The organism is Candidatus Hydrogenedentota bacterium (assembly GCA_035450225.1).
Classification (GTDB): domain Bacteria; phylum Hydrogenedentota; class Hydrogenedentia; order Hydrogenedentales; family SLHB01; genus DSVR01.
Genome location: DAOTMJ010000001.1, coordinates 225,275 through 242,630 on the forward strand (window position 1 = coordinate 225,275; position 17,356 = coordinate 242,630).

The window sequence follows — 17,356 nt, forward strand, 5'->3', positions numbered from 1 at the left end:
CGGCCATGGCACACAGGCGCGCGATTCATTGGAAAGCCCATGCGGCGCTGATAACGGCCTCCATCCTGTTTATCGCGCCGTTCGCGTGGATGGTGTCCACCTCGCTCAAGGCCGAGAGCCGCATCTTTCCGAAACCGGGGCAGCCGCCGCAATGGATTCCCACCACGGATATGCAGGACGCGCAGGGACGTCCGCTGGTCATGGTGAACGGCGCGCCCGGCGTGGATCTGGGGCGCGACGAGTCCGGACGCCATCGTATCGAAATCGGGGGGCGGCAGCAGGCCCTGTGGCCGGAAGAATTCGAAGTGCGCCAGCAGGTGGGACTTCATTGGCAAAACTACGCGGATGCGTTCCGGAAAATGGACTTTTTCCTCAACCTGCGCAACACGCTGTTCATCTGCGTTTTCTGCATGATCGGCATTGTGTTGTCGTGCTCGCTTGTCGCGTACAGTTTCGCGCGGATTCCCTGGAAAGGCCGCGAGATCGCCTTTGTGGGCGTCCTCGCCACGATGATGCTGCCGTACCAGGTGACGCTGATCCCGCTGTTCGTCGTATACGGCAAACTCGGCTGGGTCGGCACTTTCGCGCCGCTGATCGTGCCGGCGTTTTTCGGCGTGCCGTTCTACATATTCCTCTTGCGGCAGTTCTTCATGGGCATCCCGCAGGATTTGAGCGCGGCGGCGCGCATTGACGGTTGCAACGAATTCGGGATTTTCTGGCGCATCATCCTGCCCTTGTCCAAACCCGCGCTTGCCACGACCGCCCTGTTCACGTTCCTGTTCGAGTGGGGCGATTTCCTGAACCCGCTCGTCTACTTGCAAGACGACCGGCAATATACGCTGGCCATCGCGCTCCAGCAGTTCCAAAGCCAGCACGCGAGCCTCTGGGGCCCCCTCATGGCCATGTCAACCGTCATTACCATCCCCATCGTGATTATCTTCTTTCTGACGCAGAAGACGTTTATCCAGGGAATAACGCTGACGGGATTGAAGGGCTGACGCGCGGAATGGGGGAGAGGGGACGCCCTTGTCCATTCTTTCCGCGCCAGACCGTTCATTTTTACACGCAAGACGGTATCAATCGAAATTTGTCTTCAACCTCCAGAAAATAGAAGGTTTAAGACGTCTTTTCGGAATTGCGTCCACATCTTTCGCCACAATGCAACCGGCATCCTCTTTCACGCGAATGGGGGAACCCGGTGAATTTGCAACCGGACTAAAAAATACGCTTATCTTGAAGGGATTCGGGGAAACTTTCGTTCATCGTGAGTAGAAGTTTCTCCGCATGAATTTATCTTGGAAGGCCTTTTGTTGAGACCATCTGGTACACGGTTTCGATTTGAGAGGCGATGAGTCGCGGCTCGTGATGGAGCCGGATCGTTTCGCGGGCGTTGCCGCCTAGCCGCGCGCGCAAATCCGCATCCCGAAGCAGACGAAGCAGCGCTTCGGCGAACGCGCCGACGTCGTTGTCGGGCACGAGGAGTCCGTTTTCCTCGTGCACGACAGGCGGCGCGGCGCTCCGGCACGCGACGACGGCCTTGCCGGCGGCCATGCAATTGAGCAGTTTGATGGGGTAGCCGCTCCATGAGACGCGCGGACACGCCACAACGCAATCGCGCGCAAGGATGCTTTTCAGCGAGGCAAAATCGGGCGTGTGAAGCATTTCGGCGCCGGGACGACGACCGCGCTGCGCGGACGCAATCACAAGCCGTGCGTCCGGCATCGTTTGCCTGACGAGAGACATGGCGCGCAGAAGAAGCGGGAGATTCTGGTACCGGTCGAGATTGCCGGCATACAGTACAAGCGGCCGCGTCTCCTGAGGCGCATCCGCAAGAAAGGCGTCCGGTTCGATTGAAGGCGGAATCACAGCAACGCGTTCCGGCGCGCAGCCGTTGGCAATCAGGCATTGCGCAAGGCGTTCGTGCAATGCGATGACGCGGTCGGCCCGCAGCGGGAATGTACGGTCCAACCATGCGCCAACGACTCGGCCGCCGTATAGAAAATGCGGCAATTCATCCTGCATGACGTTATGCGCATGATAGACGACCGGACAGGCGTGCGCCGCAAGCGCGACGATCAACGCCTCGTAATTGTGCGCATGGATGAAATCAATCCGATGGCGGCGAATGACCTCGCGCAATTTCAGCAGCAAGGCAAGATCAAGAAGCGGCTTCATCGGGGACGGCCCCGCCGCGATGCGTCGAGCGCCCGGTATCGGCGCCGCGCGATGGATCGTCAACCCGCTCTCGTCGGGGCCAATGCCATAGCCATAAACCACGACATGGACTTCGTGGCCGAGCGATTCGGCGACGAGGGCTGTATTTTTGAGCAAGACTTGGGATCCCTGCGGCGCCGGATACGGGCACGCGCCGAGCATGGCAATGCGCAGGCTCACTCGAAGTACCCCAGCGCGCGCAGGCGATCCTCGACCTGCCGCGCCTGTTCGGGCGAATAGGCCCCGGACGCAACGCCGTCTGTTCCCGCCGGCGCAATCGGTTGAATGGTTTCTTCCGCTTCAATCAACGACACGCCGTCCATATCGGGGCGCGGCACGCCCATCAGGGCCAGCACCGTGGGCGCAACATCCAGTATCTGGGCGGCTCCAGCGTTTGCCGGAATTGAAAGGAAAAACACGCCTTCCGGACGGTGGTTTCCGTTCATGCCGCGTTCCTTGCCGCCGAGGTACTCGCCGGGCGCCAATCGCCGGAAGGATGGACCTCCCCGAGCGCGCAGGCACGAGTGCGAGTAACCGTTTTCGAGATTCAATTCGAGGAGAATATCGGGCGCGTGGTCGAGATGCGGCCCGTGGTAGACCGCTTCGCGCCGCCACGCCTTCTTCACGACCGGCCACGTTTCCAGTCGTGCGCACAGTTCATCGAGGAAGGCGTCATAACCCTCAGCGGGCACTTGTCCCGCCGGTTCTCGGCCCTGCAGGTTGACGCGGATCGACGGAAAATAGTTCAGTTCCTCGGACCATGCACGCGTGCGGTTCCAATCTATCCCCGCGAACCGGGAGCGGCTTTCGGCTTTCGCGCTCATCGCCGGAAAGCGTCGAAACAGCGCGCCACGCCAGCGATCCGGCACAAAGGACAATGCGGCTTTTTTCATCAAGGCCCGATCCGAACCGGCCAATGCGAGATAACCTTGTTCGGCGAGCCAGTTGTTGAGATGCGCCACGCCGGTTCCTGCGCCGCCGAAACCGTGATCGGACACGACGCCGACGGCCATCCCGTCCGCCGCGTCCATCAATGCGCCGACGGCGGCGTCGAGGCGTTCGTAGACGCGTCGAATGGCGTCTTCGTGCCCAGTCCGATGCCGGGGCGATTGTTCGTCGTGAAACATCCAGAAGTGGTGCGCAACGGTGTCCGATTCGCCGAAGACGACCATGAAAAAGTCCCACGGTTCGCGGCAAAGCAGATTGCACGCGATGCGTTCCTTCGTTTCAATGCCGCGCATCAGGCACGGGAGCGCACGGTCGTGCCATCCGGGGCGGATGTCCGTTTCCTGAATGTCCGCGAAAGGCCATTCGCGCACTTCGGGATATAATTCCGGCGGATACACGAAGGAACGGTCTATGCCGGTGCACACGGGCGAATCGAAACCGGATACCATGAAACCGTTCACAATCTCCGGCGGGTAGGCGCCGGGCACGCCGAGCACGCCAACGCGCTTGCCTAGCGCCGACAGGATGTTCCACAGGGCGGGCGATCGGCGGTCGCGGCCGTTCACGAAACGGATGGCGTATTGCCCGCGCACCATCTCCGTGAAATCGAAAATGCCGTGCCGCCCAGGATTCACGCCCGTCACGCATGAGGTCCATGCCGGCAACGTGGCAGGGGGGATCGTGCTGGCCAAGCGGAGATATGTCCCGCGATCGCGCAGGCGGGCCAAGTTCGGCAAACGGCCCTCCGTCATCCACTGCTCGGCGAGCGTGGGTTCCATGCCGTCCAACCCGATGAGAAGAAAACGTCGCACGTCATCTTTCGTATCCGTGCTCGTATTATCCCGAAAATGCATCTGGCCGCCACTCTGTTCGTGCTCGTGCTCGTGCGCGTAATCGTAATCGAAACATGGATTTACGAACATCTTCAATCGCTTGCTCGATTATTCTAGAGAACTCGTTTTCATCCCCCACGGGGGAGACACGAGATCTCATGACAACTCGTAATTCAACCGACAGACTTCAATTACGAGCACGAGACCGATAAATTCGGATACCCGTCTTGACTCACATTTCCGGCACAATCCGGATCTCCGCCCATTCCAGTTGCGCGCCGCCGGAACCGGCCGTCAACTTCACGGCGGCCGTATTATAGCCCGGTTTCATCGCCGACAGCGGACAATCGAATTGCAGCATGCGCACAACACCGGGATACTTATCGAGCGATTCAAGATCGGGCATGGCCGCACACGCAATATCGTTGATCGTCGCATCGAACCGGATATCCGCTGCGCCTTCCAGCGGCGCAAGCCCCACGAGGAACGTGACGCGGCCTTTTTCGGGAACCGGCCCGGTATATATGCGGAATGACGGCGTCTCCGACGCTTTGCGGGGCAGTTGCGCGCCATTCGACATACCCGGCGGCACGGTGTCGCGATAGGTTACGACATGCCGCCGCGGCCTTTTCGCCACGGCCTCTTTTCCAAGCCCCTCGTTCAACAACGTCCGGTACGCCTCCGGGCCGCCGACCATCGGGGCGGGATCCATGTAGTTGAAGAGATAGATTTGATCCGCGCCGCGATGCCATGCGCCCGCCGCAAAACCTCGCGCGGATTCGATGTCGTTCTCGATGGCCTTCCCGCCGGGATGCGGCCGCACGAGGATCTCGCCGCCGGGCGCCAGCACGATGTTCCGCGCATCCCCGCCCAGCCGATCGCGCCACAATTCAACCGGAATGTCGAAATCCGTCGTCGCCCAGAACGGTGTGGGCACGAGCAGGTCAATCAAACCCTCGCGGACCCATGTCTCGCCGTCCATGCCGAGTCCGCGCGCGGCGTCGGGATGCGCCGGCACGCGCGCGCCCAACCGTATGGGATGGCCGAGATCCGCCGCGCGCCGCATCGTGAGATCGCGCACATCGCGCATGAACCGGTTCAGAATTTCGCGGCCTTCCGCTTCATGCCCCGGCTTGAAGTGATAACCGAAACGCATCCAGTCGAGTTCTAACCCGTCCGGATCGTAGCGATCCAGCAATTCGCGGATGAATCGCATATGATGATCGCGGACTTCGGGTATTGCATAGTCGAACGCGCGATCCACCCAACTGCCCGTGCTGCCGGGCACGCGCCAATACTCGGGATGTTCCACCCAAAACGAACCATGGATGTAGCTGTTGACGTTGTCAACGTTGTGGACGTCGTTCATCCGCATGGACAGCCATGGCGAGATGCCCTTCTCGCGGCACCGGGCAATCCAAATGGCATACGGGTCGAGTCCGCGCTCGTCGAGCAGCCGCGCGTTCTCGATCCACCTGCGCGCGAACGGCTCGTTGTCGGGTATTTCCCGTCCGTCAACATGCCAGATCGGGTCGAAAACCTTGCTCGCGAAACTCGCCTTCATCGCATTGGGACACAGAAACAAGTGCGATACTTTCGTGCCGGCATATTGGTCCACGAACGCGATCAGTCCCTCGCGGGTCATCTGGTCCGCCGTCCGGCTCCCGAAGAAATGGCTGTCATCCTCGTTGATGATGAGGCCGGGGGATTCCGCCGCGTTCAACGCAAGTCCCAGCAGGATGAACGAAAGCATGATCGTGTCCTCCACGCTGATTTTTTCCGTTCGGCAATCAGAAATCGAAACGGGCGATGTTTTCCTTGTCGAAAACGATGGGATCTCCAAGGAGAATTTCGCTTCCATTGACCTTGACATCGGCAAGATGCCCGGCGTTGAACGTGGTCGCGCCGGGCTTCAATTCGCCCTTGGCCGTCGCCACGGCGGCGTAAACGGCCAGATAACCGAGGTCCACGGGATTCCACAAGACGAAGCGTTTTACCGTGCCGTCGTTGACGTAGTCCCGCATCATTTTCGGCGTGGCCAGGCCCGTCAGGAAGACCTTGTCGGCCATGCCGGACTTGCGCAACGCCTCCGCCGCGCCTGGCAGCGCCACGGATGTAATCGCGAAGATGCCCTTCAGGTCCGGGTAGGCCTTGAGACAATCCGCCGTGACCTGCGTGGCCATGGCCTGATCCTCGCCCGGCGCTTTTGGAGTTTCAGACAAGTTTTTCATGTTCGGGTAAACCTTTTGGCGGTATTTCTCCATTTCGGCCATCCACCGGTTTTGATTGTCCGCCGTGAGCGTACCCGTGACGATGATGTACTTCGCGTCTGATCCCGCCCCCTGCGCCATGAGATCCATCAGCGACTTCGCGACGCTCTCCGCCGAGCATTGGTTCACAAAAAAGTCGCGCGCGCTTTCCGCCGCGTCCGCGTCCCACGCAATAACCTTGATGCCGCGTTTGCGCGCCTTTTGCAGCACGGGCGCGATGGCGGCCTTGTCGTTGGGCGCGATGGCGATGGCGTCGTACTTCTTCGCGATCCACGTTTCGAGCATTTGCGCCTGGAGCGTCACGTCGCTCGTGACCGGCCCGTCAAAGTCAACCGTCACGCCCAGTTCCCCGGCGGCCTTCCTCGCGCCGACCTCGCACGCATTGAAGAAATCTATGCCGATCAGTTTCGGCATGACGCCTATTTTGAGATTGCCTCTGGCGTCCTGCGCGCCCGCCGCGCAGACCAGCAACCCGGCCAACAAGAGTGCCGCACACACTTTTTTCATCGCGAATCGCTCCTTCTCGAATATTCAAGGGACCAAAGGAACATGAACGACGACGACGAAAATGCCGATTGGAAAATCGGCGTTACGTATTGCCGCCGAACCGTTTTCCCATGGAGGCCGCCCGGTTCAGGATCGCACCGGCAACCATCAACAGGAGCGCCAATAATACCGCGAAATGCAGCGGCGCTGCCATAGGGACGCTGGCTGAGTCATAGGGATCGGATCCCGCCGCCGACTCGACCGCGTCGGGATAGCCGTCCCCGTCGCTGTCGAGGTCGAGGTAATTCGGGATGTCGTCGCCGTCCCCGTCCGCGATCCCCTCGACGCTGTCCGGTATTTCGTCGTCGTCGCTGTCGAGATCAAGGTAATTCGGGATGCCGTCGCCGTCGCTGTCTTCCTCGGTCTCGACCGCGTTCGGAATGCCGTCACCGTCCGTGTCCGTGTCCGTTTCGACGGCCTGAATCGAGGCCATTCGCGTGCTGGACCACGTGGGATCCTGCGAATCGGAGGCGCGCAGGCCGAATCCGAAACTGCCGGCGGACGTCGGAATGCCGGAAATGATCCCGTCCAGCAGTTGCAGTCCCGGCGGAAGCGCGCCCGTCGTCAGCGACCATGTGTAAGGCGGCTCGCCGCCCACGGCCGAGAGGTTCACGGAATACGGCGAACCGACCCATGCCGTAGGCAGGGTTTGCGGCGTCATGATCGATACCGGCGCCAGCGGCACGACACCGACCGGCCCGAACACGCTCAGGTGATCCGTAACGCCCGTGACGGTGTTGGCGCGCGTATCGAGGGTGGAATCCTGTATTTCCTCGAAGCGATTTTCCGCCGTATTCAGCCATTTCAGGACAAGATCCTCTTCCCGAACGGTCGTGCCGTCCACGATACCGTCGCGATCCGCGTCGGGGTAACGTATCACAAGGGTTGCGACCTGGCCGTTCAACAGCGCATGCTGCCCGTTTTGAAGCGTCAGTTCGATGTAGATGCCCGTCGCAAATTCGCGTCCGGACAAGACCGGCGCAAACGCGTCCGGCGACAACAGGCGAATCTGAAGCGATGTATCGGACGACAAAGCGCCCGCCGGAAGTGTTGCGATCACCGAAATTATCCCGTCCACGCTCGACGCCGACAGGGTCGTCTCCACCGCCGCATATACCGGCGCGGCCAGGGTTTGCACGTTGCCGTCCTGCGACTCGGCATAGGGCGCGGTTTCAGATACCGCCACGGACGCAACGGCGGGGGAGACGTCCGTCAAGCCTTGTTTCGTCGTGGCGATGGCGCGCAGTTGGTATTCGCCCGAGCCGGCGGCGTCGGCGTTCCAATGCGCGACGGTCGGCCACCCGGACACCGTTTCCAGCAGGGTCCATGTCGAACCGGACACCGGCTTGACTTCGAATCGCGTGCTTGCGATGGAGGCCGGATCGCCCGCCGAGACTTCCGCGACAAGGCTCACGTGATTGCCCCGCACCATCGCACCCTGCGGCGGATACGCCACGCGAACCCGCGCGCGGCTGTCCACGAGCGGATCGCTTCCCTGCGCGACTTCGTAACCGTCCGGCAGACTGTCGCCGTCGGTGTCGGCCGAAAGCGGGTCCGTGCCGAAGACATTGTGCTCGTCGCCGTCGCTCAATCCGTCGCCGTCGGTGTCCTTGTTGGCCGGATTCGTTCCGCGCATCATTTCGATCAGATTGGCAAGGCCGTCGCCGTCGAAATCGCCCTTGGCGCCGTGGGCATAATTGCCCGATCCATGGTCCAGCGGATTGAGGCCGTGGTCCGATTCATACCCGTCGGGCATGCCGTCGCCATCGGTGTCTGGATTATTCGGATCCGTGCCGGCGGAAATCTCCGCGCCGTCCTCGAGGCCGTCGCCGTCCGTGTCTTTGACGTTTGGATTGGTGTGATGGAGGTTTTCGGCCGCGTTCGTCAATCCGTCGTTGTCCGCGTCGGCCGTGCCGTTGCTAATCAACGGATTCAGGTTGTTGGCCACTTCCCATCCATCGGGCATGCCGTCGCCGTCGGTGTCCGGATTGGACGGATTCGTGCCCGTGTTCGACGGCCCGACATAAATCCCCGTGTTGGTTTCAACCGAATTGGCCAATCCATCCGCGTCGCCGTCGTATGAAAGATCGTAGGAGGTAAACGGGGCGATGTTCGGCGTACTCTGCGTGCCGACCTGTATGGGATTGCCGAAACTATCCAAAATTCCGCTCGCATAGACGAACAGTTCCACGGCGCTTGGCAATCCGGCGACTTCAAGCAGGACCTGCGCGTCGCCCAGCCGCGTTACACCGGTCACGGGAAACGATCCGTCCGCAATCCGGTACGATCCGGCGTTTAGCGCGTCCTGGCCCACCGCGCCCGAAAAAGTTACCTTGACGCGCGTGGGCGACAGGGCTTCGGCGGACAGAATTCGCACCGGAATCCATTCGACGGTAATCGTCGCGGACGCCTGCGCTTGGTTGCCCTCGGTGTCCCGCGCGCGAAGCGTGAACGTATTCACACCCTCGACCACCGGCCACACGGCACGATAGAAGCCCTGTTCCGAAATGGACGGCTTGATGTTCACTTCGATGCCGTTGACGGTCAGGATCGCCTCGGACAACAGCGAATAGGCGTCCTGCACAATGGCCGTGACGGGCGCCCGGAGCGAATGCAGCATCATCCCGTGGATCGGTTCGATGAACGTCACCAGCGGCGGGGTTTCGTCCTGCCGGCGCAGCGCGAAATTCTGTTCGAGCGCCAGATACGCGCTGACGTGGCCCGGCGGCAGGCCCCATTTGTTCGTCAGCGTCAGATCGCCGGCGCGGATGGTCAGGCCGCGGTATCCCGGCGAGGTCGCCTGTTCGTCGTAATCGCCCTCGTTCAACAGGAACGAATAGTTGCCGGAATCGTCCCACGGCGCGCGCTCCGCCAACGCAATCGGCGAATACGGCACAAACGCGCGTATTTTCGTGTTGGGCGGCTTTAGTCCCAGCCCCGAAAACACGTCCGACACGCGTCCCACGAGAAACCCCTGCCGCGCCTTGTCGATCTTGCCGGCGTCCGTCACGGCCGCGACGTTGCTCATGACGCTCCCCAGCGACGCGTACACCTGCGCAAGACCCTGTTCGCTGTTGATATAGAGGCCGCCCGGCGTGATCAATTCACCGTTGCTCGCGCTCCAGTTCACGAATTGCGTCACCGTGGCCGTCGTGTTGGTCGTGAAACGCGCCGTGCAGGCGAAATTGGCGACGCCGTTCACGGGCACCGCCGCCGTCGCCGGCGTCACGGCAAGGCTAGAAACCTGCGCCGACACGGCGGGATACTCCGGCCCGTCCACCACACGCCGGCGCGCGGGCATGCTGACAAGGCCGTTTTCGTCCATCGTCGTCACGCTCAACTCGTTGGCCGCGTCGCGCTTGAGCGGCACGGGGATTGAGAATTGGCCGCTGTCGGGGTCGAGTTGCTGGAAAACCGGATAGCGGCCGCCGCCAATGGTCACGAAGGAACCGGCCACCGTCGTGCCCGCAACGGTCAGAATCCCGGGCGTGGGACGGCTTGAACTGAATGAATGAATGAAGGGCGGCACGGGGTTCAACGTCGGCGCGGGAGGGCTCAACGCGATCGCGTAAAGGCCGCCGTTTCCCTCGACCGCGTACACGTGCTTCCCGGCGGCCAGTTGGATGATGCCCCGTTGGGTCGTATAGGTTCCGGCGACATACGGGGCGGACGGATCGCTCACGTCCACCAGCGCAACGCCGCGCGATTGCGGCGCAAACACGTAATTGCCGAGTATGCACAGGCTGCCGATGTTGCCGTTGAAGGCAAAACGTCCCATCAATTCCGGCGCCGCCGGGTTGGTGAGGTCTATGACCTGGAAGAAATCGTCGGCTACGACGTACAGCGTGCGGCTTTTGAGTGCGATGCCGTCGGGAAGCGCACTGACAACGGGCCAACTGGCCAGTAAATTCGGACTTCGCGGATTCGAAATGTCATAAATGCCTATTCTGTTAAATTCAAATATGCAGGCAATGTTTCCCGACAGGCAGATATCCGCGAAGAAAAGGCCGCTTATTCCGCCCACGCGGACCGGTTGCGCCGGATTCGACAGGTCAATGACGTGAAGACCGTTGAGCGCGGCGACGTAGGCGTAGGTTCCCTGAACGGCCACGCGGACCGGCGCTTCACCAAGAGAGCCGGTCTCACCCACCAGAACGGGATTGGCCGGATTTTCGACATCCACGACGAGCAGGCCCGAGATGTTGGCCACCAGCACATATTTGCCGTATACGCAAACGCCGAGGGCGCCAAGCTGGATCGAATCATTCATTAATGCATTATATGTCGGACTACTGCCCAGCGCGGTGGGCAGCGTGGAGAGAACCGCGGGGTTGGCCGGATCGGTCATGTCCACGATGCGCAGGCCGCTGGTATTGTCGGCGACGTATACGATGTTGCCGGCGGCGGCGCATCCAAAGGCGTCGAAGGCCAGACCATAACCGCCGATCTTGACGGGCGTGCCCGGCGTGGCTTCGAGGTCCAGGACCACCAGGCCGCGATAGGTGTCCAATACATAGGCGTAGCGCCCCTGCAACGCAACCCGCAGCGGATATTTCAAATCGGAATACAAGCCTATCGGCGTAAAGATCGGCGGATTTTCCAACAGCCAGAATCCGTCGCCCTGCGAGACGGCGGCGACGCGATTGCCGTCCACGGACAGATCGCGGACCTCATATGACATCGAAAACCCACCGACGATATTCATGCCGCTATCCATTGCCATTACATGGGGTTGTCCACTTGCGGCGATATAGACGTAGGTAGTATCCGCGGCGCCGGCGCCGACGGGAAGGCCTGGCTGAATGTTCGGCGCGGTTGGCGAGGATGTCTCAAAGAACAGGCCGAGTCCGGCATAGGTATTTCCCAATCCACGGAAAAATCGGAGGCTTCTGCTCGCCGGCGTGATGGGAATACGCGTCGCCCGAACGGGATTCAGCGGATTGGAAACGGAAACGACGTCCAGGAAATTGCCTTCTTCGGTGGTTTCGTCGGCGACATAAACATGGGCGGTTCCCACGAGCGCGCAGGTCCGCAACTCCTGTGTCGTCTGGTATTCGCCGATTTTTTCCGGATGGGCCGGATCGGAGATATTGAGGATCTGCAAGCCGGTCTGGCCGGTCGCGAGATAGACCGTCGCGCCGTCCACCCAAATGTCGTAGACGATTCCCGATCGCGGAGGGTCGGGGCTGAACGGGCACGTCCAGCGGCCGGCAAGAACGGGATTGGCGGGATTGGCCACGTCCACAATCAGCATTTCGGGACCGCAGCCGAGCAGCGCATAATGTCCGCTCAGGGCCATCGTCGTGTACTGCTGTCCCAAACGCCCCAGTGCACCCATGCCGTACTGGCCTCCCGTTGGTTCCCGATAGGTGTACGCATTTGCCAGCACGCCGCGCGTTCCGCCAGGACTCCGCACGACGACATCCACCGTGCCCGGCTCGTGCGGCGGCGTGAAACAGGTGATTTGCGCGGAGTGAGCGACGATGACGTCGTTGGCCGGCGTGTTGCCGAAAAGGACGGTCGTTGTCTTGCCGATTACCGTGCAAAAATCCGTGCCGGTTATCGTGATGGGCGTTCCGCCCTTCGTGGAACCCGTCGCGCGGCTGATGCCGGTGGGCTTTGGCAGATCTTCGTAAACGAGATTGACCGATTCGACACTTCCCGTTCCGTCGGGATTGACGACTTGTACCGATACAGTGGAAGGGACACCGCTCGGAGGCACGATGCAGGTGATTTGCGTGCCGGTCGAATTTACGGCGACATCCGTTCCCGGCACGCCGCCGAACAGGACTTGGACGGTTCCCGTTGGCGCGAAGTTCGTTCCGGTGATAGTCATTTCATTTCCACCCTGCATGGTGGCGAATTGCGGCGAGACTCCCAAAAGAACAGGCGTGGTCACCACATGATATACCCCCGAAAGGGTGTCGGAATGTCCGTTGGGATTGATGACCGTCACGTCGAGATAGGCGGAAGTCTGGCGCACCGGCGGCCGACAGACAACGGACAGGCCCCCGTAACCGGCATTCACAACGACCACTTCCGTGGCGTCTTCCCCGCCGAACAGCACGCGCGTCGTGCCCGTGTCGTCGAAGTTCGTTCCCTGAATCGTCACGAGGGGCGGGAAATAGGCGGAACCCGCGACGGGGCTTATAATGGTGAGGTGCGGCTCGGCGTCGTAGGTAAAAGCGCCGGGGAGCGTGGCTTGCGAACTGTCCGGATTGATGACCGTCACGTCCACGGTTTCCTCGATGGACGAGGCCGGAAGCGTGCATTCAATATAATCCACCGTACACGGGGCCACGTGAACCACGACGTTGGCGGCTTCCTGGGTCCCGAATAGCACGCGCGTCGTGCCGGTTTCCGTAAAACCGCCCCCCTCAATACGGATGGTAGTTGTTCGATCCACGGAAAAAACGGCGGGTTCGACGGAGGAAACCCACAATCCCGCCATATAGTGAAACCCGCTGGCCAACGTGGCCGAATTGGCTTCGGAATTGAGTACGGTGACATCATAGTACCCTTCCGTGGCAACGGCGGGCGTCCTGCAGCCCAATTGGGTTTGAGATAAGGTAAAAACGTCTGCAAAGGTTTCGCCGAACTTCACCTGAACGGTGCCCGTATTGAAGTTTTGACCATAGATGATTACGCCCAGACAGCCGGAGATATGGCCTTCCGCCGGGGAAACGGATTGGATGAAGGGCTCATTGGGTCCAAGATAGGTGAAGCAATCATATAGACCGACGGGGTCAGGGATTCCGGATATCATCGCTCCGAAGGATGCCACCTTGCCGGCGAGGCAGCCCGGTTTGGCCGGCGATGTGCACGAAATATAGCCCGCGCCTGTCGCGGGATTCGTTATGGTGACAGTAAACGGCAGGAACGACGAGAGACACAATGCGTCGGAAGATCCAAACGCGATCAGTTGTACATTGGATGAAGTCAACCCCGTGCCGTATACCCGGACCGGCGTGCCGCCTGTTTCGGGACCCGCCGCGGGTTCGATGTACTGGAATGTTACCTGCGATGCCGCCGTAAGGGGAAACGATACCGATGCAACGATGACCAACAACAACAAACCTTGACGCACCATTGGCGTTCTCCTCGCAGCCATGCGCTTCAACGTGTTCAGACTGTCCCTTGGATGCGCTCCTTGGGACCGATTGCCCAGCATTACCCGCCTATAACAATAAAAAAACCGATAAGAACGCCTGTACAAGAATTAGCGTAAAATAACCCCACACCCAGCGGCACTGTACCGATTGAAGATTTCCTCCACACTTCCCACATAAGTATACTCAGGCATCCGAAATTGTGCAACATCTATTTCGATTTTTTTTGGGTTCATGGCCGTCCGCATGGTACGATGACCGGCGGGAGAGGAAAGTTTTTCACTCATGGCGGCGATACACGACATTGTGGCGATAGACGGTCCCGCTGGAGCGGGGAAAAGCACGGTGGCCCGCCGGACGGCCGCCGCGTTGGGATACGCCTTTCTCGATACCGGCGCGATGTACCGGGCCGCGACATGGCGCGCGCTTCATCACGGCGTGGATTTGGACGATCCATCGGCCACGGCCGCTTCAACGCGGGCCATGCGGCTTGAAATGCCGGTCGTCGAGGGCATTCAACGTATTTGGGTGGACGGATGCGACGTGACGGAGGCGATTCGGACGCCGGACATTACGCGGATGGTCTGCAAGTTGGACCAGAACGCCGATGTGCGCGCGCCGTTGGTCGCGTTGCAGCGGGCTTTTGGCGCAAAACAGCCGACGGTGGCCGAGGGGCGCGACATGGGCACTGTCGTGTTTCCGGATGCCCGGTGCAAGATCTACCTGGATGCCTCGATCGAAGCGCGCACGCGGCGCCGGGCCGCCGAATTGCGCCAGAAAGGCCTTCCGGTCAATGAGGCCGAACTTCGCGAGGAGATTCGGATTCGGGACGAACAGGCCATGACCCGCGCGGTATCCCCCCTGCGTCGCGCGGACGACGCCGTGTATCTCGACACCACGAACTTGACGATAGACGAAGTGGTTGAAAAAATCGTCGCTTTGGTCAAATCAAGAACGAATCGCAGTGCCCATGCCCCAGACTCCGGCGCCCTTTGCGCAGATTCCAAATCTCCAATCTCCGCGCGTCCATGGAAAGTGCTCGAAGCCGACACCAAGACGGTTTCCTCGTTATGCAGGGCGCTCGGCGTGCCGCGCATTGTGGCGCATTTGCTTGCCTCGCGCGGGATTGGCGATCCGGACGCCGCGCGGGCTTTTCTGTCGCCTTCGATGGACAGGCTGTCCGATCCGTTATCGCTGACGGACATGGATCGCGCGGTCGATCGGCTACGGCAGGCACGGGCGCGTGGCGAGCGCGTTTTACTGTTCGGCGACTATGACGTGGACGGCATTGCCGGCACGGCGCTGCTGTACCTTGCCCTGAAACGTTTCGGGCTTGCGAATTGTTCCTACGCGCTGCCCAGCCGCCTGATTGAAGGCTACGGCATCGCCCCCGAACACGTCGAGGCGGCGCGCGCGGACGGGGTGCGATTGATTGTAACCGTAGACAACGGCATCAACGCGCGCGACGCAGCGGAAGCGGCGCGGCTGGCCGGTATTGACCTGATCGTGACGGACCATCATCAACCGGAAGGCGAACCGCCACATGCCTGCGCGGTGGTCAATCCCAAGCGCGAAGATCCGGGCCATCCCATGTCCGGCGCCTGTGGAGCGGCCGTTGCGTTCCATCTGGCCCGCGCGCTGACAGGGGAAGACCACGAGATCGATCTCGCGGCTTTAGGCACAATCGCGGACATCATGCCGCTGGTGGGCGAAAACCGGATATTGGCCGCAGTGGGCCTCAAAAGAATGGGACGAAAGCCCCGCGCTGGCTTGGCGCAACTGGCGGCCGTTTCAAAAGTGTCCCTCAACGAAATCGTGGCGGAAAAGATCACGTTTCAACTGGCGCCGCGCATCAATGCGGCGGGTCGGCTCGGTACGGGGGATCTGCCCTTGCGGCTCCTATTGACGGACGATCCGCGGGAAGCCCTGACGATTGCGCGCGATCTCGACGCGGCCAACAACGAGCGGAAACGCATCGAACAGTGCGTGTTCGAGGAGGCCGCCGCGGCCATCGAAGCCGAAGGTGTTCCTGGACACGGCATCGCGCTGGCCCGGCGCGGATGGCACCAGGGCGTAATCGGCGTCGTGGCCGCGCGCTTGCTTTCGGCGTATCATCGTCCGATAGCCCTGATCGCAATTGATGAGGACGGGATCGGACGCGCCTCGGCCCGAAGCATCCCGGGACTGGATCTCATGAAGGCGCTGGAAGGCTGCAAGGATCACATAGTCCGGTTCGGCGGACATGCCGCAGCCGCCGGATTCACGATCAAGGAGGCCTCTTTTCCGGCTTTTCGTGAGGCCTTTGCCGCACAGACTCCAGTTGCGACAGACGAGAACGGCGGCGTTCCGGCGTTGGGTATTGACTCGATTGTTTCCTTTTCCGAATTGACCCCCCGGATCATCGCCGAACTAAACCGGCTTGAACCGTTCGGCCACGGCAATCCCGCCCCGCTGTTCTGTACATACGGCGTGCGGCCCTTGCCTAATTCCTATGCGGTCATGCGCAATGGACATGCCCGAATCATGCTCCAGCAAGGGCCGGCAATGTTGCGTGCAGTCGGTTTTGGCATGGCGGAATCGTTGCGCGCGTACGCAAACGCCCCACTGCTGGATGTCGCCTTTGTCGCCGGATTCAATACCTTCCGGGATGAAACCACCGTTCAGCTGACGCTCAAGGACGTGCGGGTGGCCGGGGATTCCGGCATTCCATCGGGCGAGGTGCGCGCATGAATCCGATATTGCTGCTGCTTCCATGGTTACTGGTGGCCGCCTTGGCGTTGTATGCGCTCACGCGGGCCATCGGCGTCATCTGGATAAAGTACCGGGTGCGGATGGCGGTATTGAAACGTCTCGAACGCGAACCGGATCTGCTCGCGTCGCCCCGGCGCATGGAAACGGCCGTGTCGGAGGCCTCCGCGCGTTACAAGACCTATTCGCGGCAGGACCTTGTGTTAACGGGACTGCTTCTAGCCCTGATGGGGCTTTGTGGCATTGGTTTAGGCCTCGAACTGCGATCGGGATCGTTTGCCGTGGGCGCGTATGTGGGAGGATTTGTCTGCGCGATACTGGGTTCGGCCATGGCCCTGCTCACAATGTTCTTCCGTTGGGCCACGCGGCCCCGGTTCCAGGATTTCTCGCTGGACGATCTGCACAACGACGACAGGGACGAAAGACGGTGAATACGCCTATCGCCGTGTGCGCGGCCGGTCTGGCCATGCAATGGCGGCATCCTGACGGCCTGGTCACGACGGAAACGCCTCTGGAAATATGAGGAAAAAGGTCCCATGGCCGTTCGACAGCGGCACAAGCCATCGCGTGGATCACAAAACCCGCGCCGGCGGCAATCATCCCTGCTACGCCTCGACGATTGGACTTTCCGTTGAAGTTTCGTTGCGGATTTGTATTGAATCTCGTAACGCTTTTGCCTATTATTGGC

8 protein-coding genes are annotated in these 17,356 nt (G+C 60.9%); 3 read left to right on the top strand and 5 right to left on the bottom strand.

What is annotated here, in order from left to right; genetic code table 11:
• Positions 1-5: 5 nt before the first annotated feature.
• Positions 6-998 carry a carbohydrate ABC transporter permease gene (locus P5540_00880; GenBank protein HRT63352.1) on the top strand — a complete coding sequence of 331 codons (993 nt, stop codon included), beginning with the start codon at positions 6-8 and terminating at the stop codon, positions 996-998.
• 292 nt (positions 999-1,290) lie between these two features.
• Here P5540_00880 and P5540_00885 read toward each other — a convergent pair whose 3' ends face one another.
• The 5 genes from P5540_00885 to P5540_00905 all read right to left on the bottom strand — a co-directional run bounded on the left by P5540_00885 (position 1,291) and on the right by P5540_00905 (position 13,901).
• Positions 1,291-2,394, bottom strand: coding sequence for a glycosyltransferase family 4 protein (locus tag P5540_00885; GenBank protein ID HRT63353.1), 1,104 nt, complete (start codon positions 2,392-2,394; stop codon positions 1,291-1,293).
• Positions 2,391-3,974: an alkaline phosphatase family protein gene (locus tag P5540_00890; GenBank protein HRT63354.1), complete on the bottom strand. Its 1,584-nt coding sequence runs from the start codon at positions 3,972-3,974 to the stop codon at positions 2,391-2,393. Before P5540_00890 ends, P5540_00885 begins: the two co-directional genes overlap by 4 nt.
• A gap of 253 nt (positions 3,975-4,227) precedes the next feature.
• Positions 4,228-5,748: a hypothetical protein gene (locus P5540_00895; GenBank protein ID HRT63355.1), complete on the bottom strand. Its 1,521-nt coding sequence runs from the start codon at positions 5,746-5,748 to the stop codon at positions 4,228-4,230.
• A 37-nt stretch (positions 5,749-5,785) separates the two neighbouring features.
• On the bottom strand, positions 5,786-6,772 hold the full coding sequence (locus P5540_00900) for a substrate-binding domain-containing protein (GenBank protein HRT63356.1): 987 nt from the start codon (positions 6,770-6,772) through the stop codon (positions 5,786-5,788).
• 82 nt (positions 6,773-6,854) lie between these two features.
• Complete coding sequence (locus P5540_00905; GenBank protein ID HRT63357.1) at positions 6,855-13,901, bottom strand: IPT/TIG domain-containing protein; 7,047 nt, start codon at positions 13,899-13,901, stop codon at positions 6,855-6,857.
• A 304-nt stretch (positions 13,902-14,205) separates the two neighbouring features.
• Between P5540_00905 and recJ the strand changes: the two genes are divergently transcribed.
• Both recJ and P5540_00915 read left to right on the top strand, forming a co-directional pair.
• A complete protein-coding gene (recJ, locus tag P5540_00910; protein HRT63358.1) occupies positions 14,206-16,650 on the top strand; it encodes a single-stranded-DNA-specific exonuclease RecJ in 2,445 nt (814 codons plus the stop codon).
• The gene (locus P5540_00915; protein HRT63359.1) at positions 16,647-17,099 is read left to right on the top strand and encodes a hypothetical protein; all 453 of its coding nucleotides are present in this window, start codon (positions 16,647-16,649) and stop codon (positions 17,097-17,099) included. The genes recJ and P5540_00915 overlap by 4 nt, the downstream gene beginning before the upstream one ends.
• The last annotated feature ends 257 nt before the right edge of the window (positions 17,100-17,356 follow it).

Coding starts and splice junctions, on each gene's coding strand:
- P5540_00880 (HRT63352.1), top strand. CDS start 6: ATGGCACACAGGCGCGCGATTCATTGGAAAGCCCATGCGGCGCTGATA.
- recJ (HRT63358.1), top strand. CDS start 14,206: ATGGCGGCGATACACGACATTGTGGCGATAGACGGTCCCGCTGGAGCG.
- P5540_00915 (HRT63359.1), top strand. CDS start 16,647: ATGAATCCGATATTGCTGCTGCTTCCATGGTTACTGGTGGCCGCCTTG.
- P5540_00905 (HRT63357.1), bottom strand. CDS start 13,901: ATGGTGCGTCAAGGTTTGTTGTTGTTGGTCATCGTTGCATCGGTATCG.
- P5540_00895 (HRT63355.1), bottom strand. CDS start 5,748: ATGCTTTCGTTCATCCTGCTGGGACTTGCGTTGAACGCGGCGGAATCC.
- P5540_00900 (HRT63356.1), bottom strand. CDS start 6,772: ATGAAAAAAGTGTGTGCGGCACTCTTGTTGGCCGGGTTGCTGGTCTGC.